Consider the following 22541-nt stretch of genomic DNA (forward strand, 5'->3'; position numbering starts at 1 on the left):
CAATTATATTTGCTTTAATAGAAATTTTTTATGCCTTTATTAGTATTTACAGTTTTTATCTTTCACGGTTTCTTTGCCTGCAGATCCGAAAATGTGTTATAATTTCTTACTTTTGGTTTTGTTTTTAATTTAACTGGTTTTGAAAAAGAATATTATAGTGGGTTTCGTGTTTTTTTTGCTGCTGTCCTGTAGTAAAAAAGAAGCGCCGGTTGTCTCTTTTTATTATTGGAAAACCATTTTTAAATTATCCGAAACAGAAAAAGAAGTTTTAAAGGACAATGATGTCCGTAAACTTTATATTCGTTATTTCGATATTGGTTTACATCCTCAGAATCAGGAGCCCATTCCGATTTCCCCCATTCGTTTTCAGGAAAATGCGAGCCGTTTTACGGTCGTTCCGGTTGTTTTTATCAAAAATAAAGTCCTGTTAAAACCGAATCTCGATATTGATGATCTGGTTGAAAAAACATTTCGACTGATTGCCGAAATCAATAAAAAAAACAAAATGGATTGTCAGGAAATCCAGATCGATTGTGACTGGACACTTTCGAGTAAAGACAATTATCTGAAATTTATTGAAAAATTAAAAAAGCGTTCACAAAAGAAACTTTCGGCTACGATTCGGCTGCATCAGGTGAAATATTTTAAAAAGACAAAAATTCCAAACGTCGATTCCGGAGTTTTGATGTATTACAACATGGGTTCAATTGCGCCTGATTCGCTAAACTCGGTATACGATCCCAAAATCGCAGCACGATATTTGAAGAGTCTGAAAAACTATCCGCTCCCTCTTGATTTTGCTTTGCCGGTCTATTCCTGGGGCGTTCATATCAGGAATCAAAAGGTAATTGGCCTGCGTTCAAAAATGAATGTGAATGGACTGAAGAACGATAAAAATTTTGAACAAACGAGTGCTGTATTTTTTAAGGCCAAACATTCCAATTATAAAAACGGGATCTTTTACGAAGAAAATGACCTGCTGAAAATTGAGGCAATCACGGCGGAAGACTTAAAACAAATGGGCGAAGAGCTGCAGGAGAACATAGTGCAACAGCCAAAAGAAATTATATTTTACGATTTAGACGAATTCAATTTAAAAAACTATGAAAAGAATATTTTTGAACAAGTTATTTCTTGTTTCTAGTGCCTCTTTACTTTTTGCATACGGAATAATTTATGCCTGTGGAGGCGGAGACGATTGGGATTATTTTGGTTACAATTCGAATTTTACGCCGGAAACATTTGCAGATAAATCCTATACGCCACTTTTTTTATCAGGCGGAATATTTTACGGAATTGATTATGATACACAACATAATTCCCGTTTTAATGAAGATATAAAAACAGACTGGCAAACTTATCTGAAAGGAAAAGCAGCTGCGGCAACGGTAAATTATTTCCTGATTGGTCCGGATCAGCCAACTTCTTATGAAGACAGAGGCAAAACCCCGGAAAATAAACCCGAAATAGAACAGCTTCATGTTTTTTATAAAACTAAAAAAGAAAATAAGACTTCGTTGAAATGGGGTAAAAAAATCAGCCTGAAAGACGATAAAATCAAAAATTTCATTGAATTTCTGTACCTGGCGCAAAAAATAGAAACCGTTTCTATCGGTGATGATTACTGGAGTTATGATCCTGTGGTGGCGAAAACATTCGATGATCCAAAGCTGATTCAGTCTATTGAAAATGTTTATAATACAACCTCCGATCCCTTCCTGAAAAACAGATATTGGTTCCTGACCGTAAAAGCGCGTTTTTACAGTAATGACAAGCAAAAGGCAGTTTTGTTTTTTAATAAAACAGAGGCTTCAGTTCCTAAAAACACCTTGTATTACAGGGCACTTTCGTATGTGGCCGGAATCAATTACAAGCAAAAAAAATATGCAGTTTCCAATTATTTATATGCACAGGTGTTTGATAAATGCCCTGCAATGCGAGTGGTGACTGCGTATAGTTTTCATCCGCAAAACGATGCAGACTGGAATAAATCTCTGGCAATGGCCAAAAACAATAAAGAAAAAGCCGCGCTTTGGGCCATTCACGGCTATTATAAGGATGAGAAACAAGCGATCGAGATGATTTACGAATTAGATCCGAAAAGCGAACATCTGAATTATCTGGTCACACGATTGGTAAACAAACAAGAGCAGGAAATCAACAATTCTTTTCAGCAAAAGGCAGAAGAGAATATTCCGGTGAAACAGCAGACCATTGCAGAGAACAAATCGGAGAACCTGGCTAAGCTGAATAAAAGTGCTTTTGATTTAATTTCGAAAATTTCGGCTGCAGGAAATACAGAGCGTCCGTACGTATGGGATTTAGTGCTGGGATATTTACAGACTTTAAAAGGCGATTATGCAAATGCTGACAAGAATTTTGAAAAAGCCGAAAAAATACTGCCAAAAACAGAATTGGCAGGGTATCAGTTGAGGTTGCTTCGTTTTGTAAATAACCTGAGTAAAATTGACAAACTCACCGATAAAAACGAAAAGACAATCCTGACCGATCTGAACTGGCTGTATTACGAACTTCCAAAAACCTATAAAGGACAGGAATTTCGATACCAAAATGCAGTGTCGTGGAGCAGAAGTTATTTGTCGACCCTTTACCGGGAAAAAGGAAATCCGGTCATGGCTGAGATATTTGGCGAATCCCGCTATAGTTATTGGAACGACGGAAATGCTTTTTATGATAATGAAAAGGTTTTATTGGATATGAAAGCATTTTTAGCCAAACCTAATAAAACGGAAATTGAGAATATTGGTGCAGGAGTCTATAGTCTGAAATTAAAAGATATTAATAATTTTCAGGCGGTTCAGGCGACTTTCAAAAATAAAATTCCGGAAGCAATTGCTTTTTTACAGCAAACAGATTCTGTTCAGTATGCTCAATTTCTGGGGAATCCGTTTAACGGAAGTATAAAAGATTGTCACGATTGTGATCATGTGGCGTATCAGAAAAAGAAATATTCTCAAATTGATTTTCTAACTACCGTAAAGTCCATGCAGGATAAACTCGCTCAGAAAGAGGATGTTTACACCAATAGTTTGCTGCTCGGGAATGCCTTCTATAATATCACTCATTTTGGGAACGGCAGGACTTTTTACGAAACAAGCATTGTAGGTTCTGGTTCCAGTCCGTATACGTTCAGGGACTCCATGAAAAAGATGATCACCAATTGTGATATTCCAAAAATGTATTATCAAAAAGCATTCGAGGCTGCCACAACAAAAGAACAAAAGGCGAAATGTATTTACATGATAGCGAAATGCGAACGCAATGCCTATTATAATAACAAGTACAACAATTTGAAAAATTGGTGGGAAGCTGATGACGATAAAATCAATTTTATTGCCTGGAACGGTTTTAAAACCCTGAAAAAAGAATATTCGGATACTAAATACTATCAGGACGTAATTGCTGAATGTGGTTATTTCAATACGTATGTGAGTCAATAATTATAATTGAATTAGAAAAAATGGTAAATAAAATAGAACATATCGGAATTGCAGTTAAAGACATGGACGACGCCAATGTGCTGTTCGAAAAATTATTAGGCGTTCCGTCTTACAAAATGGAATCGGTCGAAAGTGAAGGAGTCCTGACTTCGTTTTTTCAAACCGGAACCAATAAAATCGAGCTGCTGATGGCAACTAGTCCGGAAAGTCCGATTGCAAAATTTTTAGAGAAAAAAGGAGAAGGAATTCATCACATCGCTTTTGATGTTGAAGATATTCAGGTGGAGATTACCCGCCTGAAAAACGAAGGTTTTGTATTGATAAACGAAGTTCCGAAAAGAGGTGCCGATAACAAACTGGTTGTTTTTTTGCATCCAAAGAATACAAATGGAGTTTTGGTGGAGCTTTGTCAGGAAATTAAATAAAAAAATCCTTTTTCTCACATTAAATAAGGTGTTGAAAATCAATTGGGTTTTTGAAAATACGCCGGCCTATTTGAAATTAAATGAAAATCATACTGTAAAATATTTGCAGTGAATAAAAAATAGTAGTAATATTGCATCCTCAAACCGGTCCTATAGCTCAGCTGGTTAGAGCACCTGACTCATAATCAGGTGGTCCCTGGTTCGAGCCCAGGTGGGACCACAGTCAATTCTTCAGAAGCCTTATAAACATTTTGTTTGTAAGGCTTTTTTATTTTCAGGACGAAAATTTTGGTATCAAGTTATCTTGTACTTTTTAAATTCTGCTGATTTTATTTTCTTTCAATGGAAGCTTTTTCAACCAGATTAAATTTTCATTAAATTTTCCGAAACTGCATTTTTTTTCAAAACCAAATAAGTAAAATTGCCGTATGTTTAACTAATACGATTTCGTTAAAGTGTTTTGTTTTAAAACTTTATTTTTTTTGTTTTAAAACTTGCATTTGAATGAAAATCTTATACATTTGTCAAGAATTTGAGCATAAAGCGTTGTTTTTGTGAGAATTGTAATAAGGAAAATGATTTTAATAATATATTATGCTGTTTTTCAGCAAATTAAAAATTATGAAGATATCAAAAACTATTTTTTTTGTGTTTTTTATAACCTTGATTAGTGTTTCAAGTGTTACTGCAGGTACTAATGCCCCTCCTAAGCCAGTAATGGCTAAATCGGCAGCTACACCAAAACCGCCTGGTGTTCCTATTGATCAGAGCTTAACACTTCTGATAATGGCTGCATTATTATTCGGAACCTATACTTTATACCAATATAATTTAAAAAGAAAAGCTTCAGTTTAAACTGAAGCTTTTCTTTTTAATAGAATTTTGTAACTATTTGTTTATAGAATAGAGTCTGGAAATGTATTTTCCTACGACATCAAATTCTAAATTAATTTTAGTTCCGATTTTAAAATCTTTGAAATTGGTATTTTCAAAAGTATAAGGAATTATAGATACGCTAAATTCATTTGTTTTTGAATTTACGACCGTAAGACTTACTCCGTTTACCGTTATAGATCCTTTTTCTATAGTGATGTTATTTAAGTTTTTGTCGTATTCGAAAGTGTAATTCCAGCTTCCGTTGGCTTCCTGGATGTTACTACAGGTTCCTGTCTGGTCTACGTGGCCTTGTACAATATGTCCGTCAAGACGATCTCCGAGTTTCATTCCTCTTTCCAGATTTACAATATCATTGACTTTCCAGTCGCCTATATTGGTTTTTAGGATCGTTTCATCAATTGCCGTTACGGTATAAAAGTTGTCTTTTATAGCAACAACTGTAAGGCAGATTCCGTTATGTGATACGCTTTGATCAATTTTTAATTCATTAGTGAAAGAAGATTCAACGGTGACATGAAGGTTGCTTTGTTCTTTTTGTATTTCGTGAATCCTTCCTAGGGTTTCTATAATTCCTGTAAACATTGTTGTTTTATTTTACTAAATTTGCACATCAAAATTAGTAATAAATAAACTGAGCACATGAATAAAAAAGCAGAAAATATTATTGTTGGAATTTCAATAGGAGATTTAAACGGTATTGGAAGCGAAGTTATACTGAAAACATTCGAAGATTCCCGCATGTTAGAACTGTGTACTCCGGTTATTTTTGCAAATGCCAAAATACTTTCGTTCGTAAAAAAAAGTGTTACCTCTGCCATTCAGTTTCACGGAGTGGATAAATTAGATCAGGTTGTGCCCGGAAAAGTCAATGTCTTTAATCTTTGGAAAGAAGGTGTTGATGTTAACTTTGGAGTCAATGATGCAAAAACGGGGGAGTATGCCATAAAATCTTTTGTGGCGGCAACCAAAGCCTTAAAAGAGGGACACATTGATGTTTTGGTTACTGCTCCTGTAAATAAGTATAATATTCAGTCTGAAGAATTTAAATTTCCGGGACATACCGATTATCTCGATCAGGAACTGGAAGGAAATGCGCTGATGATGATGGTTCAGGATAATCTTAGGGTGGGTCTGCTTACGGATCATGTGCCTCTGAATGAAGTTTCATCACATTTGACAGAAGAATTGATTACGCGAAAAATAGAAACGGTAAGAAAGTCCCTAATAGAGGATTTTAGTATTGTAAAGCCAAAAATCGCTGTTTTGGGATTAAATCCACATGCAGGAGATGGCGGTGTAATCGGCAAAGAAGATGATTTGATTCTAAAGCCTGTCCTGAAAAAAATATTTGAAAAAGGAACTATGGTTTTTGGTCCATTTCCGGCAGATGGCTTTTTTGGAAGCGGCCAATATGAAAAATATGATGCTGTCATGGCAGCTTATCATGATCAGGGACTTATTCCTTTTAAAACATTATCATTCGGAAAAGGGGTGAATTATACAGCAGGTTTAAACAAGATCAGAACTTCACCGGATCACGGTACAGCCTATGATATTGCTGGGAAAGACATCGCAGATTATAATTCATTTAAGGAGGCCGTTTATCTGGCAATTGATATTTTTCGCTCTCGTAATCTGTATGAGGAGATTAGTCAAAAACCTCTTAAAATAAAAGAAAAACAGTTATAAACAAAAAAAGGTGAATAAGATTATTAGTTTTATAATAATTTTATATCTTTGCACCCCAATTCAGGTATCTGAGTTTTAGATAGCGATTGGACAAATTGATGTTGAAATGAGCAAAACAAAAGAATTTTTAATTCCTTTCGCAGGATTAAAGCTGGGAAAACACCATTTTGAGTATCAAATAAGTAATGCGTTCTTTGAGAACTTTGATTACGACGAATTTCAAAGTTCGGATATCAAAGTAAATTTAGTTTTAGATAAGAAAAGCAACATGATGGAGTTGGATTTCAAACACAAAGGAACAGTAAATGTGCCTTGTGATCTGACAAGCGAAGATTTTGATTTGCCCTTAAAAGGAAAAATGAAATTGATTGTTCGCTTTGGAGATGAATTCAACAATGATAACGAAGAGTTGTTGATTTTGCCACACGGAGAGCATGAAATAGATGTAGCACAATACATTTATGAAATGATTGCACTTTCGGTGCCGCTAAAACGGGTTCATCCAGGAGTAAAAGACGGAAGTTTACAAACCGAAGCCTTGACAAAACTGAACGAACTAACAGTAAAAGAACAAAAACAAGAGAGTAAACAAGAAGAAGATATTGACCCGCGTTGGGACAAATTAAAAAAACTATTAACGGATAAATAATATAGTAAAATGGCACATCCTAAGAGAAAAATCTCGAAAACAAGAAGAGATAAGAGAAGAACACATTATAAAGCTACTGTAGCTCAAATCGCTACATGTCCAATTACTGGAGAAGCACATTTATACCACAGAGCTTACTGGCATGAAGGTAAAATGTATTACAGAGGGCAAGTTGTTATCGATAAATCTGTAGCGGTTGCTTAATACGTTTTTGTAAATAATACTGGAACTCTCACATAGTGAGAGTTTTTTTTGTTGGTTATAACTTTCGTTTTTTAAGAAAACAGATACAAATTCGCTTTGTTTTTTTTTGTAATTTTCAAGTCTTTTAAAAATTTTTCAAATAGAAATATTTGAAAGGAAATAATAGAATATAATGAATACAATCACAGCCGCAATTACCGCTGTTGGAGCTTATGTTCCTGACTTTGTGCTTTCAAACAAAGTATTGGAAACAATGGTTGATACCAATGACGAATGGATTACCACTCGTACCGGAATAAAAGAAAGAAGAATTCTTAAAGATGCTGATAAAGGAACATCTTTTCTTGCCATAAAAGCAGCACAGGATTTAATAGCGAAAGCTAACATTGATCCGTTAGAGATTGATATGGTTATAATGGCAACAGCCACAGCAGATATGCCGGTAGCCTCTACAGGAGTTTTTGTTGCAACAGAAATTGGCGCTACAAATGCATTTGCATACGATTTACAGGCTGCATGTTCCAGTTTTTTATACGGTATGTCTACCGCTGCAGCTTATATACAATCAGGACGTTATAAAAAAGTACTGTTAATTGGTGCTGATAAAATGTCGTCAATTGTAGATTATACAGACAGGGCAACTTGTATTATCTTTGGTGATGGAGGCGGAGCCGTTTTATTCGAACCAAATTATGAAGGTTTAGGTTTACAGGATGAATATTTAAGAAGTGATGGTGTAGGACGCGATTTTCTGAAAATCTCTGCCGGAGGTTCTCTGATCCCGACTACATTAGAAACAGTTCAGAACAAACAGCACAATATCATTCAGGACGGAAAAACTGTTTTTAAATACGCAGTGACTAATATGGCAGATGCCAGCGAATTGATTCTGAAAAGAAACAATTTGACTAATGAAGATGTAAATTGGCTAGTGCCGCATCAGGCTAACAAACGTATTATTGATGCAACGGCAAGCAGAATGGAATTGGAAGATTCTAAAGTATTAATGAATATCGAAAGATATGGTAATACAACTTCAGCTACATTGCCATTAGTATTAAGCGACTTTGAACACTTGTTTAAAAAAGGAGATAATATTATTTTCGCCGCTTTTGGTGGTGGATTCACTTGGGGATCTATTTACCTAAAATGGGCTTACGATAAAAAATAAATTAAACTAAAATCGAATCATTATGGATTTAAAAGAAATTCAAAACCTAATCAAATTTGTTGCAAATTCGGGAGTTGCAGAAGTGAAGTTGGAAATGGATGATGTAAAAATCACTATCAGAACAACATTGGAAACAAATGTAACAGAAGCTACTTACGTGCAACAATTACCTGCTCAGCCTGCATTGCAGCAAGCAGTTGCCCCTCAGCAAACAGCTCCGGTTGTTGTAAATGTTAACACTGAAGCACCAGCTGTGTCAGAGGATTCTAAATATATAACTATAAAATCTCCAATAATTGGAACTTTTTATAGAAAACCTTCTCCGGACAAATCCGTTTTCACTGAAGTGGGAAGTACTATTGCAAAAGGTGATGTTCTATGTGTAATTGAAGCAATGAAATTATTCAACGAAATCGAATCAGAAGTTTCAGGTAAAATTGTAAAAATTCTGGTAGACGATATGTCTCCTGTAGAATTTGACCAGCCTTTATTTTTAGTTGATCCATCATAAATAAATTTAGATTTTAGATTTTAGGTTTTAGAAGGATTCACAATCAAAAATTTGTTAATCATCTAGAATTATCTAATTATCAAATTGTCTAATTATCTAATTAAAATAAGATGTTTAAAAAAATATTAATTGCGAATAGAGGAGAAATTGCACTTCGTGTAATTCGTACATGTAAAGAGATGGGAATTAAAACTGTAGCAGTTTACTCTACAGCCGATGCTGAAAGTCTACATGTTAAGTTTGCTGACGAAGCGGTTTGTATTGGACCTCCTCCAAGTAACTTATCGTATTTGAAAATGTCAAATATCATTGCTGCTGCAGAAATTACCAATGCAGACGCAATACACCCGGGTTATGGATTTCTTTCTGAGAATGCTAAATTCTCAAAAATTTGTCAGGAACACGGAATCAAATTTATTGGTGCTGCACCCGAAATGATTGATAAAATGGGTGATAAAGCTTCTGCAAAGGCTACAATGAAAGCTGCAGGAGTTCCATGTGTACCAGGTTCCGAAGGATTATTAGAATCTTTCGAACAGACACAAAAATTAGCTAAAGAATTCGGTTACCCGGTGATGCTTAAAGCTACTGCCGGTGGTGGTGGAAAAGGAATGCGTGCTGTCTGGAAAGAAGAAGAGCTTTTGAAAGCTTGGGAAAGTGCACGTCAGGAAGCTTCCGCAGCATTTGGAAATGACGGAATGTACATGGAGAAACTTATTGAAGAACCACGTCATATCGAAATTCAGGTGGTTGGAGATTCATACGGAAAAGCATGTCACCTTTCAGAAAGAGACTGCTCGGTACAACGTCGTCACCAAAAACTTACCGAAGAAACACCTTCCCCTTTCATGACCGACGAATTGCGTAATGCAATGGGAGCAGCAGCCGTAAAAGCAGCTGAGTTCATTAAATACGAAGGAGCCGGAACAGTAGAATTTTTGGTTGACAAACACAGAAACTTCTATTTCATGGAAATGAATACCCGTATTCAGGTAGAGCATCCGATTACAGAACAAGTTATTGATTATGATTTGATCCGTGAGCAGATTATGGTAGCAGCCGGAATTCCAATTTCAGGAAAAAACTACTTACCGGAACTACACGCTATTGAATGTCGTATTAATGCTGAAGATCCTTATAACGATTTTCGCCCTTCACCAGGAAAAATTACTACGCTTCATATGCCGGGAGGTCATGGAGTACGTTTAGATACCCACGTTTATTCAGGTTATACGATTCCGCCAAATTACGATTCGATGATTGCGAAGTTAATTACAACAGCACAATCACGTGAAGAAGCCATTAGCAAAATGCGAAGAGCTTTAGATGAATTCGTTATCGAAGGGGTGAAAACTACAATACCTTTCCACAGACAATTAATGGATGATCCGAGATACATTGCAGGAGATTATACCACTGCATTTATGGATACATTTAAAATGAATCCAATAGAATAATAAAAAGGCTGTCGATTTCGACAGCCTTTTTTCGTTTACGACCTATTTTGAACCCGACATGTTTTTAAAACCTGTCGGGTTTCTGGTCTTAAATGCCGAAGTAAACACATTTCGTGTATACTTTTTACACACTATTTCGTAATAGTATACAGTTTTTTACAGTTTTAAATTTTGGCACATTTAGCTTAATGCTTTGTTTTAAAGGGCTTAAGGGGTTTGTTGGGCGATTTTGAAGTTGCGGCACAATAATTTCATTATCTAAAGCGTAAAACAACTATTAAATAATTTAAATATATACATTATGAAAAATTTATTTTTATCAGCCGCAATCGTTTTGGGAGGTTTAACTTCATTTGCTTCAACTTCTCCAATAACTACTACAATCGTAAAAACAATCTCAGTTCAGGATGAATATACTGAAATCAAATTAGAAGAATTGCCAGCTGCAGTTACAGAAGCTTTGAAAAAAGCATACCCGGATGCAGTACTTTCTAAAGCATACAAAAATGCAAAATCAGAATACAAACTGGACGTTACCGTAGGGGACAAAACAGGGAATCTTTTTGCTAATGCAGACGGAACCTGGATTAAAAAATAATTTAGTGTTCCCGTGAAAATTCAAATTAAGAATACTAAGATCAAATTAACAATATTAAAATATAACTACCATGAAAAATTTATTTTTATCAGCCGCAATCGTTTTGGGAGGTTTAACATCATTTGCCTCAACCTCGCCAATCACAAATACAATCGTAAAAACAATCTCGATTCAGGAAGAATATACTGAAATCAAATTAGAGGAAGTTCCGGCAGCAATTACTGATGCTCTTAAAAAAGCATATCCGGATGCAGTACTTTCCAAAGCATATAAAAATGCAAGTTCACAATACAAACTAGACGTTACAGTTGGTGATAAAGTAGGATCTCTTTTTGCAAATGCAGACGGATCCTGGATCAAAAAATAACCAACTTAACTAAAAAACTATAGATTATGAAAAAATTAATTTTATCTGCGGCAATAGTTCTGGGAACTATGTCAATGCAGGCTGGAAACACTTACGTTAAAAGTGCTGTTATTCAGTCAGAAATCACACAGGACGAATATAAAGAAATTGATGCTGTTCCGGCAGCTATTAAAACAGCTTTAGATAATGCTTACCCTGGAGTAAAGCTGGAGAAAGCTTATGTTAACGAAAAGAAAGAATACAAAATTGACATTATTGTAAGAGAAGAAAAATCTACTGTTTACACGGATGCCAAAGGAAATATTCTTAAAAAATAAACTAATTATCAATAACCCACAAAACAATCATTATGAAAAAGTTACTAGTATCAACAGCAATCGTTTTAGGAAGTTTAACTGTTAACGCAGCTACAGCTCCGGTAATAAAAACTTCAGTGAATCAATCGGTAACAATTCAGGATGAGTTTACTGAGGTTAGTGCAGATGCTGTTCCGGCAGCCGTAAAGTCAACAGTTGAAAAATCTTTTCCGGGTACAAAACTTGAAAAAGCCTATGTAAACGAGAAGAAAGAGTATAAACTTGAAATCTCTAAAGGAGATAAAAAATACACCGTATTCACAGATGCTGCAGGAAACATCATTAAAAAATAAATAAGATGAAAAAGATAGTTTTATCAGCAGCAATCGTTTTAGGAAGTTTGTCTATTTACGCCACATCAATGGTACATTCAGAAGAAGTAAAAATTGAGGCAGAGTACCAGACTGAATATACGGAGATCGGAGTAGATACTGTTCCGGTGCCAGTCAAAAAAGCACTGGAGACTGCTTACCCGGGTGCTAAATTGGTTAAAGCTTACGTAAACGATAAAAAAGAATACAAATTAGATATAGCAGTTGGTGACCAAAAGGCTACTGTTTACTCAGATGTCAATGGCAATTGGTTGAAAATATAATTAGGTGAATTAGATTTATGTTTTTGGTGAAAAAGAGATTGTTTAAATAACAATCTCTTTTTTTTTGCAAAATTTTGTGAAAATACAAGTTTAATAGTATTATTTTAGCAAAAAAGTACCAAAAAGCAAATGCCAAAGATATTACTAATAGAAGATGATATTTCATTCTGCAAATTATTAGAGAAGTTTCTGATAAAAAAAGAGTATGAAGTTATTGTTGCTTTTTCAGCAGCAGAAGCCCGGTTAGCAATTAAAAATCAATCTTTTGATTTGATTTTGACGGATCTTCGTTTGCCTGATTCTGATGGCATTGGACTGATGGCTGAATTTAAGGCCTCCAACCCTGAAACTCCTGTAATATTGATGACAGGCTATTCGGATGTAAATACGGCGGTAAAAGCGATCAAAAACGGTGCTGCCGACTATATTTCCAAACCGTTTAATCCGGATGAGGTTTTGCTGGTAATTACAAATGCGTTACAGACTCCGCAGACAGAAGCTCCCGCCAAAGAAAAGAAACCAATTAGGAAACCAAATAATACAAGCGAAAACGAATTTGTAAAAGGAATTTCTATTGCTTCCAAAAAACTATTGGACCACATTCAATTGGTCAGCCCTACCGATATGTCGGTTTTGATTATTGGAGAAAGTGGGACAGGTAAAGAAATCATCGCGAAAAGTATTCATGAGCAGAGTAACAGAAAAAACAATAATTTTATTGCTGTTGATTGTGGTGCCATTCCGAAAGAACTGGCGGCAAGCGAATTTTTCGGACACCTGAAAGGATCTTTTACCGGAGCAATCAGCGATAAAATGGGCTATTTTGAAGCCGCTAACGGAGGAACTCTTTTCCTGGATGAAATAGGGAATCTTTCTTATGAAAATCAGATACAGCTGCTAAGAGCACTTCAGGAAAGAAAGATTAAACCCGTTGGAAGTAATAAAGAAATAAACGTCGATATCAGAATCATTACGGCAACTAATGAAGATTTACGCGAAGCAGTCAAAAATGGTGATTTCCGTGAAGATTTATACCACAGGATTAATGAGTTTTCAATTCAGTCTCCTTCACTGACCGACAGAGGAGAAGATTTGATGGTTTTCGCCGATTATTTTCTGGAGAAAGCCAATCAGCAATTAAATAAGGAAATTATCGGTTTTGCACCTGAAGTAGTCCAGATTTTTCAGAACTACAGCTGGCCCGGAAATTTACGCGAACTTCAGAATTGCGTAAAACGTGCCACTTTATTGTCTCGAGGCGATTTTATTGAAAGTGACGTATTGCCGGCCGAATTTTTTCAGATTCAGAAGCAGCAGACTGCAACAGGGAATTTCTCCTTGTCAGATAACGAGAAAGAAACGATCATTCATGCGTTATCAAAAGCACAGAACAATAAATCCGAAGCTGCAAAAATGCTTAAAATTACCAGAAAAACACTTTACAATAAATTAAAGCAGTACAATATAGATTAAACGATTTCCTGTTTTAAAGAGGTGAACAGGATCTCCGTTTTGGTTTTTAATTTTTCCAAAACACCTTTCAGATCCTCATTTTTATAGTCCTCTTTCTCTAACGCTTTTAGAATATTCGCAATTTCATTCGACTGAATCTGCTTAAACATGGGTGCAATTCTGTGGGCAATAGCGCCAATTTGCGCGGTGTTGTTTTCAATAATAGCGGTGTCTAAATAAACCAGATTTTCTTCTGTACTCTCAATAAAGGAGTTTATAACATCCTTTAAGGATTCATTGTCATTTCCTAAAAACTCTTTCAGGGTTTCTAAGGAATAAAGTTGTGTATAGGAAATTTCTTCAATAGGTTTAATTGCATCCATTGGAAGAGGATTGTGCGCTAAAATTTGATGAATTGTTTCCAATAACACTTTTGGCGAATAGGGTTTTTTAATAACAGTTGTAAACCCGGCATTGCTGTAAACAGAAAAATCCAGATCGGTTCGTCCCGTCAGTGCAATAACCGGTTGGTTTTTGAATGTAGTAGTATTGGTGCTTTTTAATTTTTCAATAAACATAAAGCCATCCATTTCCGGCATCTGAATATCGGTAATGATAAAATCGAAATTGGTAGTAGCAATAGTGTCTAATGCTTTCGATGCCCTGTTGAAAGATAAAACATGATGTTTTTCCTGTTTTAAAACCCCGCTCGTTAAATTCAGTAGATTAATATCATCATCAATTACAATAAAAGTCTGTTTTTTCATCTTAGTGAAAACGGGCTGCTTTTTAATTTCTGAAGGAGTATGGGGGCTATTGTCAAATAATAAGGGAAGTCTGATTTCAAAAGTACTTCCTTCTCCAAAAGTACTTTCAAGGGTTAAACTACCTCCCAGAATAGTTATTATTTTTTGACAGATCGAAAGACCAAGACCGGTTCCTCCATATTTTTTTTCGATGTTTTCGTTGGCCTGGGCAAATTCCTCAAAGACCAGTTGTTGATTTGCTTTTTCAATTCCGATTCCGGTGTCTTCTATGGTAATCACAAAAAAAGCATCATCACTCACATAAGAACTGATTTTTATAAAACCTTCTTCTGTAAATTTATATGCATTTCCCACAAGGTTGGTCAGGATCTGTTTCAGACGAAACGGATCTCCGACAATCTTGCTGTTCAGTTTTTCATCAACATTAATAATAAGATCGATGTTTTTGTTTTTATAGACAGTCTGTATATTTCTGGCCGCATCCTCAATCACTTCCGGTAACACGAAAGGTACTTTTTCGATGCTGATTTTTCCGGCTTCGATTTGAGAAAAATCCAGTAAATCCTGAACTAACTGTGAAATATATTCAGAGGAGTTTTTTATGTTTTTAACGAAATACGATTGTTTGGTATTGACATCCGAATTGCCCAAAAGTTCGGTGTAACCTACAATGGTACTCAAAGGTGTTTTTAAATCATGGCTCACGGTCGAAATTAGCTGTTCCCGGCTTTTAAGCAGGTTTTTGGTTTTGAAGTTGGCAATTTCCAGCTGTTTTTTGTAAAGCTGTGATTTGGAGTAATCACTCACAATTAAGATAGAGAATAATACCGTTAAAAACAGCCCGATAATAGCAGAAACCGTTACAATTTCGTTGACTTTTTTAAGTGATTTTTCTTTTAGTGAATTGTTTTTTATTGAGTTAATGATAATTTCTCTTTCAATAATACGAAGTACTTTTCGGAGTTGTTCTGAGATGGCAATTTCATTTTTAAGCAGTTTGTTTTCTTCGAAATTCAGGGATTCCTTTTTCTTTTCTGCCTTTAGTTTTACGTTGCTCAACAGTTTTTTCGAATTGGCCAGAATAGAGTCAGAGGCTTGTTTGCTCAGCGTATTAGTGCTGTCGTCCGGAATATTCTGATTCAGGTAGTCGACATATTTCTGGAGCACATTTCGTTGGTAACTGCCTAAATCATTCGGATTTTTGTTAAAATCCCGTAGTTCTAATTTACGCAGTTTAAACTCCATTTTAGTAATTTCGTTAATAGCCGTATTCACCGAAACTTCGTCCTCGGCTTTGCTTTTTATGGCTTTTAACTGTTTTATATTATCTGTTTTTTCAGATAAGAAATACGTGACACTATCTAATAATACTTTCTGATATTCGGTAGTGACAATTTGTTTTAAGGTATCTATTCTGGATTTTAAGGAATCCGTTTCGATCAGGTAACTTTTAAAATCATTTTCAGAGTTGGTCTGAATCGTTTTTCGGGCCAGACTTTCCGTTTTGTATACATTCGAAAAAAGCTTACTCACTCGTAGGATTTTCGTTTTTTCCAAGGCGATTTTATCTTCCAGTTTATTGTAAACAGCATTTTCAGAATATAAAAACCATCCAACAGTAACGACTAGTCCCAGCAATGCAATATAACTGAAGAGTACTTTGAACGGCATGTAACTTTTTTTACTCTCCATAAATGATAGCGCGTAGGTGTTGAATGTTTTATTATAATTGAAACTCTCGCAATTTATTTAAATTTTTCCCTTTTTAGAAATATATTTTAGACTAATATTTTATATAATTAAAAGTTGTGGAAAACAAAATAGCTGCAGATTATATAAATCTACAGCTATTTGGATGAAAATACATCTAAATTGTATTATCGTTTAAAATTCAGGGTTTCAATTGAAATCTGACTAAAGGGTTTCTTTTAACCATTTAAAGAATTCACCTTGCCAAACCTGAGCATTCTGAGGTTTTAAAACCCAGTGATTTTCTTCCGGGAAATAAAGCAAACGACTTTTAATTCCTCTTAACTGGGCCGCCTGAAAAGCTTCTTGTCCCTGTCCGATCGGTACACGGAAATCTTTTCCTCCCTGAACAATTAAAATGGGCGTATTCCAGTTTTGTACCAGACTTGCAGGGTTGAAAGTAGTATATGTTTTTTGTGCCACAGCATTGTCTTTTTCCCAGTAAGCACCACCGAAATCCCAGTTGTTAAAGAAAACTTCTTCTGTCGTTCCGAACATACTTTGTGTATTGAAAACACCATCATGCGCAATAAAAGTCTTGAAACGTTTGTTGTGAATTCCGGCTAAATAAAACACAGAATATCCTCCGTAGCTCGCACCGACACAGCCTAAACGGCTTTTGTCAACATAGCTTTCTTTGGCAACATCATCAATGGCAGACAAATAATCGTCCATCACCTGTCCACCCCAGTCTTTACTGATTTGCTCGTTCCATTCTACTCCGTGCCCCGGCATTCCGCGACGGTTGGGAGCCACGACCACATAACCTTTAGCTGCCATTAAGGAAAAATTCCAACGGTACGAATAGGATTGTGTCAATGCAGACTGTGGCCCACCCTGACAATACAATAGGGTTGGATATTTTTTGGTGGCATCAAAATTTGGAGGTAAAATTACCCAAACCAGCATTTTCTTGCCGTCCGTAGTCGTTACATAACGTTTCTCTGTTTTGCTTAAGGTCAGTGTTTTATAAGTTTCTGTATTGACGTTCGACAATTGTTTCCAGGTATTTTTCTTTAAATTATAAGAAAAAATCTCAGCCGCATGATTCATATCCGTTCTGGTAACGATAATATCATCACCGGAAAAACCAACCAAATCATTCACGTCAAAATCACCATTCGTTAACTGACGCACCGTAATGGCAATTCTTGTCAAACCAGGGAAATTAACCGTAAAAAGCTGTTTGGTACCATCAACCGGTGCCACAAAAAATACATTTTTGCCGTCTTTACTCCAGATGAAATGGTCTACAGTGCCATCCCAGTTTGCCGTCAGGTTTGTTTTGATTCCTTTAAAATCGACAATAATATCGTTTTTGTCTGCTTCATAACCATCGCGTTTCATTTGCAGCCAGGTCAGCTTTCCCGTTGGGGAAAATTGCGGAGCCATATCGTAACCTAAGTTGTCCTCGGTTCTGTTGACTGTTTTCTGAGTCTCTAAATTGTACTCGTAAATGTTGGTGTTGGTAGAAATGGCGTAGGCAGTTCCCGCTTTTTTCTTGCACACATACAAAATGCTTTTCCCATCAGCAGACCAGATATAATCTTCGTCGCCGCCAAATGGTTTCTGCGGACTGTCAAAAGTCTCTCCTTTTAAGATATCGATTCCGGCCGCTCCTTCTTTGTTTTCCTTATAAAAAACATGATTGAATTTACCTTCATTCCAGGTGTCCCAGTGACGGTAATCCAAACCGTCGTAAATCTGAGCATCGGATTTGTCAAGGTTTGGATAAAAATCTTTTCCTAAAACTTTATCAATTTTTACTTCTTCATTGTACAACAAAAATTTCCCGTCAGGTGAAATATTTTTGTCTTTCAATACATCTTTAGTGTCTTTGATTTCAGTTGCATTTCCGCCATTTACGGGTAAAGTGTAAAATTTAGAATGCGATTTGTTTTCCTCTATCGAAGGGGTAGTAACCTTAAAAACAACATTTTTTTCGTCTTTCGAAAGGCCAAGCGGTGTCACTCTTCCTAATTTCCATAACAATTCCGGTGACATTACATTCTGTCCGATAGCGTTTAAACTCATCATTATTAAGGTTGTGAATAATACTTTTTTCATAATTGATAATCTGATTTTTGAGGAGCTAAAAGTACGAATTTTAAATTCCAATCTTTTAAATTCCAAATTCCAATTTATTGTTAAACTTTTAATTGTTTTGTCACCCTGACATCTGTTAAAACCATGTAAGTGATATAAGTTCATTTAAGCATGAGGTTTGTTTTGTTTAGTTAGCGAGATTGTCACCATGAGCGTAGTCGAAGGCTTGTGGAAATAAAAGGGTTCGACTGTGCTCAGCCTGACATCTGTTAAAACCATATAAGTGATGTAAGTTCATTTAAGCAGGAGGTTTGTTTGTTTTGTTTAGTTAGCGAGATTGTCACCCTGAGCGTAGTCGAAGGCTTGTGGAAATAAAAGGGCTCGACTGTGCTCAGCCTGACATCTGTTAAAACCATATAAGTGATGTAATTTCATTTAAGTATGAGGTTTGTTTGTTTTGTTTAGTTAGTGAGATTGTCACCCTGAGCGTAGTCGAAGGCTTGTGGAAATAAAAGGGCTCGACTGCGTTCAGCCTGACATCTGTTAAAACCATATAAGTGATGTAAGTTCATTTAAGTATGAGGTTTGTTTGTTTTGTTTAGTTATTGAGATTGTCACCCTGAGCGTAGTCGAAGGCTTGGAAATAAGAGGGGCTTCGACTCCGCTCAGCCTGACATTCGTTAAAAATTAAAATCGTTGCCTTAAAAAAACTCTTAAATGAACTTACATCACTTATATGGTAAAACAAAAAATCTGTACTTTTATAAAAAATTGAGGTCATGGAATTAAGTTACTGGGAGCTTAAAAATTGGTTCACGGATGTAGATTACACTATCGTTGGCAGCGGGATTGTTGGTTTGCATGCAGGCCTGCGCTTACGCGAAAGATTTCCAACAGCAAAAATCCTGGTTTTAGAAAGAGGCATGCTGCCGCAGGGTGCCAGTACAAAAAATGCTGGTTTTGCCTGTTTCGGAAGCCTTTCTGAAATTATGGAGGATCTGAAAACGCATTCAGAAGAAGATGTGGTCCAGCTGGTTGAAAAACGCTGGCAGGGTTTGCAGCTGCTTCGAAAAAGATTGGGAGATGCTGCAATGGATTTTAAGCCACATGGCGGATATGAAATTTTTCTGAAGGAAGATGAAAGAGGTTTCACAGATTGTCTGAGTAAATTGCCCTTTATAAACGAGATACTAAAACCACTTTTTAAAGCGGATGTTTTTAGCAAGGAAGTAGATCGTTTTGGTTTTGAAAACATTCAGGACTATTTGGTTTTTAATCCGTTTGAAGCGCAGCTCGATACCGGAAACATGATGCAGGAATTGCTGAAACAGGCTGTTGCCGCCAATATTCTGATTTTGAATCAGCAAACGGTAACCTCTTATCTCGATACAGGAAGTGGGGTCGAAGTGGTATTGGGTGATTTTAGTTTTACGTCCAAAAAGATACTTTTTGCAACAAATGGGTTCGCCAATACGTTAACAAAAGGAGCCGTGCAACCGGCAAGGGCTCAGGTTTTAATTACAGAGCCTATTCCGAACTTAGATATAAGGGGGACTTTTCATCTGGATCGGGGGTATTATTATTTCAGGAACATCGGCGATCGTATTTTACTGGGAGGAGGGCGCAACCTTGATTTTGAGACCGAAACCACAACCGAATTTGGTCAGACCAAAATTGTGCAAAATAAATTGGAGGATTTACTTAAAAATGTAATTTTACCAAATCAGGAATTTCAGATTGCCCACCGTTGGAGCGGTATTATGGGCGTCGGAAACAGTAAAACGCCTGTGGTTACACAACTGTCTGAAAACGTGTTTTGTGGAGTACGTTTAGGCGGGATGGGGGTAGCAATAGGAAGTTTAATAGGAACAGAATTAGCAGATTTAATATAATGGCAGTCAAAAAACCAGCACCAAAAAAAACAACCGCAAGTAAACCGAAGCCCAGAACAGCTTCAAAGAAATCAAATCGTTCTTTAGGAGAAAAAGTGAAATGGTTTTTTATCAAATTATTTCTATGGTTCTTCGGACTCTCCATTGGGTCGGTCATCTTTTTTAAATATGTACCCGTCCCTTTTACGCCATTGATGGTAATTCGGGCAATCGAAAATAAAATGGGTGGGAAAGAAGTATACTTTGATCATGACTGGGAACCGATTGACAAGATTTCGATGAATTTGCAGAAAGCGGTTATTGCCAGTGAAGACGGCACTTTTTTATACCACAATGGTTTTGACTTTAAGGCACTTCAAAAAGCCTATAAAAGCAATGAGCGCGGCCGCAGGATTCGTGGTGGAAGCACCATCTCACAACAAACGGCCAAAAATGTGTTTTTATGGCAGGGAAAAAGTTATTTCCGTAAAGGTTTAGAAGCTTATTTTACCGTTTTAATAGAAGTCATCTGGGGCAAAGAACGGATCATGGAAGTGTACCTGAACAGTATCGAAATGGGTGATGGGGTTTATGGCGCCTATGCCGCTACGGAACATTGGTACCGACGTGATGCTTCGAGTTTAACACCCATGCAGGCTGCCGGAATTGCAGCTATATTGCCCAATCCAAGAAAATTTAAAGCCACAGGATCGTCCAGTTATATCAACAGACGTAAAGAAAGAATAGTTCGTGAAATGCGCGCCGTTGGAAAAATAAATTACAATGGGAAATAAAAAAGCGCTTATTGTACTGCTGCTATTGACATCGGTATTCACTTTTGGACAGGGAAAAACGAGTGAAATCGGTTTTATCACAGACAATGATTTATATACATCTTCTAAAAATGATATGTATTATACCAATGGTTTAGAGCTGTTTTATCGCTTTTTGTCAAAAAATGAGAATTCGAAAATCAATAAGAAAATAACGGAGTTTCGGGTGGGTCAGTATATTTACAATCCGAGATACATTAATATTGAGGCCCGGAATAATAACAATCGCCCTTTTGCCGGTTATCTTTTTGCCGAGGCCGGCCGGAGTTTTTTCTATAACAGTGAGTCGGTTTTAAAAACAGATTTTCAGTTGGGTTTTGTCGGACAAAATTCGTTAGGGAAGGAAATGCAGGAAGCTTTCCACCATGTCATTGGATATAAAAGAGTTTACGGTTGGGAAAATCAGATTCACAATGCTTTGGGTGTTCAGGTACATGCGCTGTATTCGAAGAAATTATTTCCAAGCCGTCATAACGATTTTGTTGATCTGCATTTTCAGTCGGAAGGAAATCTGGGGACTATTTTTACAGGTGTTTCCACCGGTTTTCTGACCCGGATTGGTTTTAAGAAATTGCTTCCGCTGTATGATTCTAATTTACATGACGCGTCAGTGAGTGCTGTACTGCCCTATAAAGTGAGAGAGTTTTATTTTTATGCAATACCTAGTGTCAATTATCAGTTTTACGATGCTACAATCGAAGGAAGCTTATTCAATAACGAAAGTCCGTTGACTTTTAATTTGGAGCCACTTCGTTTCAATGCTGAGTTTGGCCTGAAATACCGTCACGATAACTTCAATTTTTCGTACTCTTTTATTTACCACGGAAGAGAATTGGACAGCCATGAAATAACAGGCTCTTTTTATGGCTCGATTCGTCTCTCGTATCTGCTGAACTAGCCGTTCTTTTAATATGGGAAAGAGGGATTAAATTTTAAATCGTTTAATTATTTTCTTCTCCTTGTTAAAATCTACCTCCAGGGAATCACTTGATATTTTTTTGATCATCAGTCCGTCCACAAGATCGTTTTTTCTCAGGCGAAACATTTTCGAATCAATTTTCAGGATGACCATTTCTCCACGCGAATCTTTTATATAGCCGTGATATGAGATAGCAGGCCATACGATCAAATGTTTAATTGTTGGTGCGGCTGTCGCTTTTTTGACTAAAGCACCCGAATGGTTAGAATTTGGCACATATTGTCTTTGTGGGCGGGAAACCACTTCCTGAACCTGCTTGTTCAGGAAAGGGTCTCTGTTTACGTTTTCTAAGGCAAAAGTATCTTTATTAATCTGATTGAATTTTACAGTAGCAGATCCCGCCGGGTTGTTAACCGCTAATTCTTTAGAAGTAAAAAACCGGTTGATCGTTTTGTAAAAAACAGAACCCCATAGCCCTAGGACTACGACGATTAAAATTATATTTATCTTTTTCTTGACCATCT

At 36.3% G+C, this 22541-nt stretch carries 23 protein-coding genes and 1 tRNA gene; 20 read left to right on the top strand and 4 right to left on the bottom strand.

Translation table 11 applies throughout. The features are described 5' to 3' along the window. Positions 1–139: 139 nt before the first annotated feature. The 5 genes from HAV12_RS02460 (at position 140) to HAV12_RS02480 (ending at position 4741) form a co-directional block, all read left to right on the top strand. Positions 140–1144 (top strand): hypothetical protein, encoded by a 1005-nt coding sequence (locus HAV12_RS02460; RefSeq protein WP_240345224.1) that lies wholly within the window; start codon positions 140–142, stop codon positions 1142–1144. After that, on the top strand, positions 1104–3461 hold the full coding sequence (locus HAV12_RS02465) for a hypothetical protein (RefSeq protein ID WP_171568319.1): 2358 nt from the start codon (positions 1104–1106) through the stop codon (positions 3459–3461). The genes HAV12_RS02460 and HAV12_RS02465 overlap by 41 nt, the downstream gene beginning before the upstream one ends. A gap of 20 nt (positions 3462–3481) precedes the next feature. After that, entirely contained in the window at positions 3482–3886 is a 405-nt protein-coding gene (gene mce, locus HAV12_RS02470) for a methylmalonyl-CoA epimerase (RefSeq protein WP_171568320.1), read from the top strand. 146 nt (positions 3887–4032) lie between these two features. Next, positions 4033–4106: transfer RNA gene (locus tag HAV12_RS02475), tRNA-Ile, on the top strand. Between the two features lie 401 nt (positions 4107–4507). After that, entirely contained in the window at positions 4508–4741 is a 234-nt protein-coding gene (locus tag HAV12_RS02480) for a hypothetical protein (protein WP_171568321.1), read from the top strand. Positions 4742–4774: 33 nt separating this feature from the next. On the opposite strand, the gene HAV12_RS02485 is transcribed toward HAV12_RS02480, so the two are convergent. After that, on the bottom strand, positions 4775–5365 hold the full coding sequence (locus HAV12_RS02485) for a riboflavin synthase (RefSeq protein WP_132037303.1): 591 nt from the start codon (positions 5363–5365) through the stop codon (positions 4775–4777). A gap of 57 nt (positions 5366–5422) precedes the next feature. On the opposite strand from HAV12_RS02485, the gene pdxA reads away from it, so the two are divergent. The 12 genes from pdxA to HAV12_RS02545 all read left to right on the top strand — a co-directional run bounded on the left by pdxA (position 5423) and on the right by HAV12_RS02545 (position 13853). After that, positions 5423–6472, top strand: a complete 1050-nt coding sequence (gene pdxA, locus HAV12_RS02490; protein ID WP_171568322.1) for a 4-hydroxythreonine-4-phosphate dehydrogenase PdxA — start codon at positions 5423–5425, stop codon at positions 6470–6472. Between the two features lie 106 nt (positions 6473–6578). Further along, positions 6579–7121 carry a DUF177 domain-containing protein gene (locus HAV12_RS02495; RefSeq protein WP_171568323.1) on the top strand — a complete coding sequence of 181 codons (543 nt, stop codon included), beginning with the start codon at positions 6579–6581 and terminating at the stop codon, positions 7119–7121. 9 nt (positions 7122–7130) lie between these two features. Next, complete coding sequence (gene rpmF / locus HAV12_RS02500) at positions 7131–7325, top strand: 50S ribosomal protein L32 (RefSeq protein WP_007137315.1); 195 nt, start codon at positions 7131–7133, stop codon at positions 7323–7325. Positions 7326–7497: 172 nt separating this feature from the next. Then, positions 7498–8496: a beta-ketoacyl-ACP synthase III gene (locus tag HAV12_RS02505; RefSeq protein ID WP_132037306.1), complete on the top strand. Its 999-nt coding sequence runs from the start codon at positions 7498–7500 to the stop codon at positions 8494–8496. Between the two features lie 22 nt (positions 8497–8518). After that, positions 8519–9007 carry an acetyl-CoA carboxylase biotin carboxyl carrier protein gene (gene accB / locus HAV12_RS02510; protein ID WP_132037307.1) on the top strand — a complete coding sequence of 163 codons (489 nt, stop codon included), beginning with the start codon at positions 8519–8521 and terminating at the stop codon, positions 9005–9007. A 110-nt stretch (positions 9008–9117) separates the two neighbouring features. Next, the gene (accC, locus tag HAV12_RS02515; RefSeq protein WP_171568324.1) at positions 9118–10464 is read left to right on the top strand and encodes an acetyl-CoA carboxylase biotin carboxylase subunit; all 1347 of its coding nucleotides are present in this window, start codon (positions 9118–9120) and stop codon (positions 10462–10464) included. Between the two features lie 301 nt (positions 10465–10765). After that, entirely contained in the window at positions 10766–11062 is a 297-nt protein-coding gene (locus tag HAV12_RS02520) for a hypothetical protein (protein ID WP_132037309.1), read from the top strand. 70 nt (positions 11063–11132) lie between these two features. Continuing rightward, positions 11133–11429, top strand: coding sequence for a hypothetical protein (locus HAV12_RS02525; RefSeq protein WP_132037310.1), 297 nt, complete (start codon positions 11133–11135; stop codon positions 11427–11429). Between the two features lie 26 nt (positions 11430–11455). Beyond that, positions 11456–11746 (top strand): hypothetical protein, encoded by a 291-nt coding sequence (locus HAV12_RS02530; protein WP_132037311.1) that lies wholly within the window; start codon positions 11456–11458, stop codon positions 11744–11746. Positions 11747–11778: 32 nt separating this feature from the next. Beyond that, positions 11779–12078, top strand: a complete 300-nt coding sequence (locus HAV12_RS02535) for a PepSY-like domain-containing protein (protein ID WP_132037312.1) — start codon at positions 11779–11781, stop codon at positions 12076–12078. A gap of 5 nt (positions 12079–12083) precedes the next feature. Continuing rightward, complete coding sequence (locus HAV12_RS02540) at positions 12084–12380, top strand: hypothetical protein (protein WP_171568325.1); 297 nt, start codon at positions 12084–12086, stop codon at positions 12378–12380. A gap of 129 nt (positions 12381–12509) precedes the next feature. Continuing rightward, positions 12510–13853: a sigma-54 dependent transcriptional regulator gene (locus tag HAV12_RS02545; RefSeq protein ID WP_132037314.1), complete on the top strand. Its 1344-nt coding sequence runs from the start codon at positions 12510–12512 to the stop codon at positions 13851–13853. On the opposite strand, the gene HAV12_RS02550 is transcribed toward HAV12_RS02545, so the two are convergent. Together HAV12_RS02550 and HAV12_RS02555 are read right to left on the bottom strand one after the other, a co-directional pair. Further along, positions 13850–16270, bottom strand: a complete 2421-nt coding sequence (locus HAV12_RS02550; protein ID WP_240345225.1) for an ATP-binding protein — start codon at positions 16268–16270, stop codon at positions 13850–13852. The genes HAV12_RS02545 and HAV12_RS02550 overlap by 4 nt on opposite strands. A gap of 243 nt (positions 16271–16513) precedes the next feature. Beyond that, positions 16514–18415: a S9 family peptidase gene (locus HAV12_RS02555; RefSeq protein ID WP_171568327.1), complete on the bottom strand. Its 1902-nt coding sequence runs from the start codon at positions 18413–18415 to the stop codon at positions 16514–16516. A gap of 758 nt (positions 18416–19173) precedes the next feature. Between HAV12_RS02555 and HAV12_RS02560 the strand changes: the two genes are divergently transcribed. From HAV12_RS02560 to HAV12_RS02570, 3 genes are read left to right on the top strand one after another with little or no spacing between them, the layout of a single operon-like run. Next, positions 19174–20286: an FAD-binding oxidoreductase gene (locus HAV12_RS02560; protein ID WP_171568328.1), complete on the top strand. Its 1113-nt coding sequence runs from the start codon at positions 19174–19176 to the stop codon at positions 20284–20286. Continuing rightward, entirely contained in the window at positions 20286–21059 is a 774-nt protein-coding gene (gene mtgA / locus HAV12_RS02565; RefSeq protein WP_171568329.1) for a monofunctional biosynthetic peptidoglycan transglycosylase, read from the top strand. Before HAV12_RS02560 ends, mtgA begins: the two co-directional genes overlap by 1 nt. Then, a complete protein-coding gene (locus HAV12_RS02570; protein ID WP_171568330.1) occupies positions 21049–21996 on the top strand; it encodes a lipid A deacylase LpxR family protein in 948 nt (315 codons plus the stop codon). The genes mtgA and HAV12_RS02570 overlap by 11 nt, the downstream gene beginning before the upstream one ends. A 27-nt stretch (positions 21997–22023) precedes the next feature. Here the strand turns inward: HAV12_RS02570 and HAV12_RS02575 are convergent, their stop codons facing one another. Then, positions 22024–22539: a hypothetical protein gene (locus HAV12_RS02575; protein WP_171568331.1), complete on the bottom strand. Its 516-nt coding sequence runs from the start codon at positions 22537–22539 to the stop codon at positions 22024–22026. Positions 22540–22541 lie beyond the last annotated feature (2 nt).

Source organism: Flavobacterium sp. CLA17, assembly GCF_013112255.2.
In the GTDB taxonomy this organism is placed as follows: domain Bacteria; phylum Bacteroidota; class Bacteroidia; order Flavobacteriales; family Flavobacteriaceae; genus Flavobacterium; species Flavobacterium circumlabens.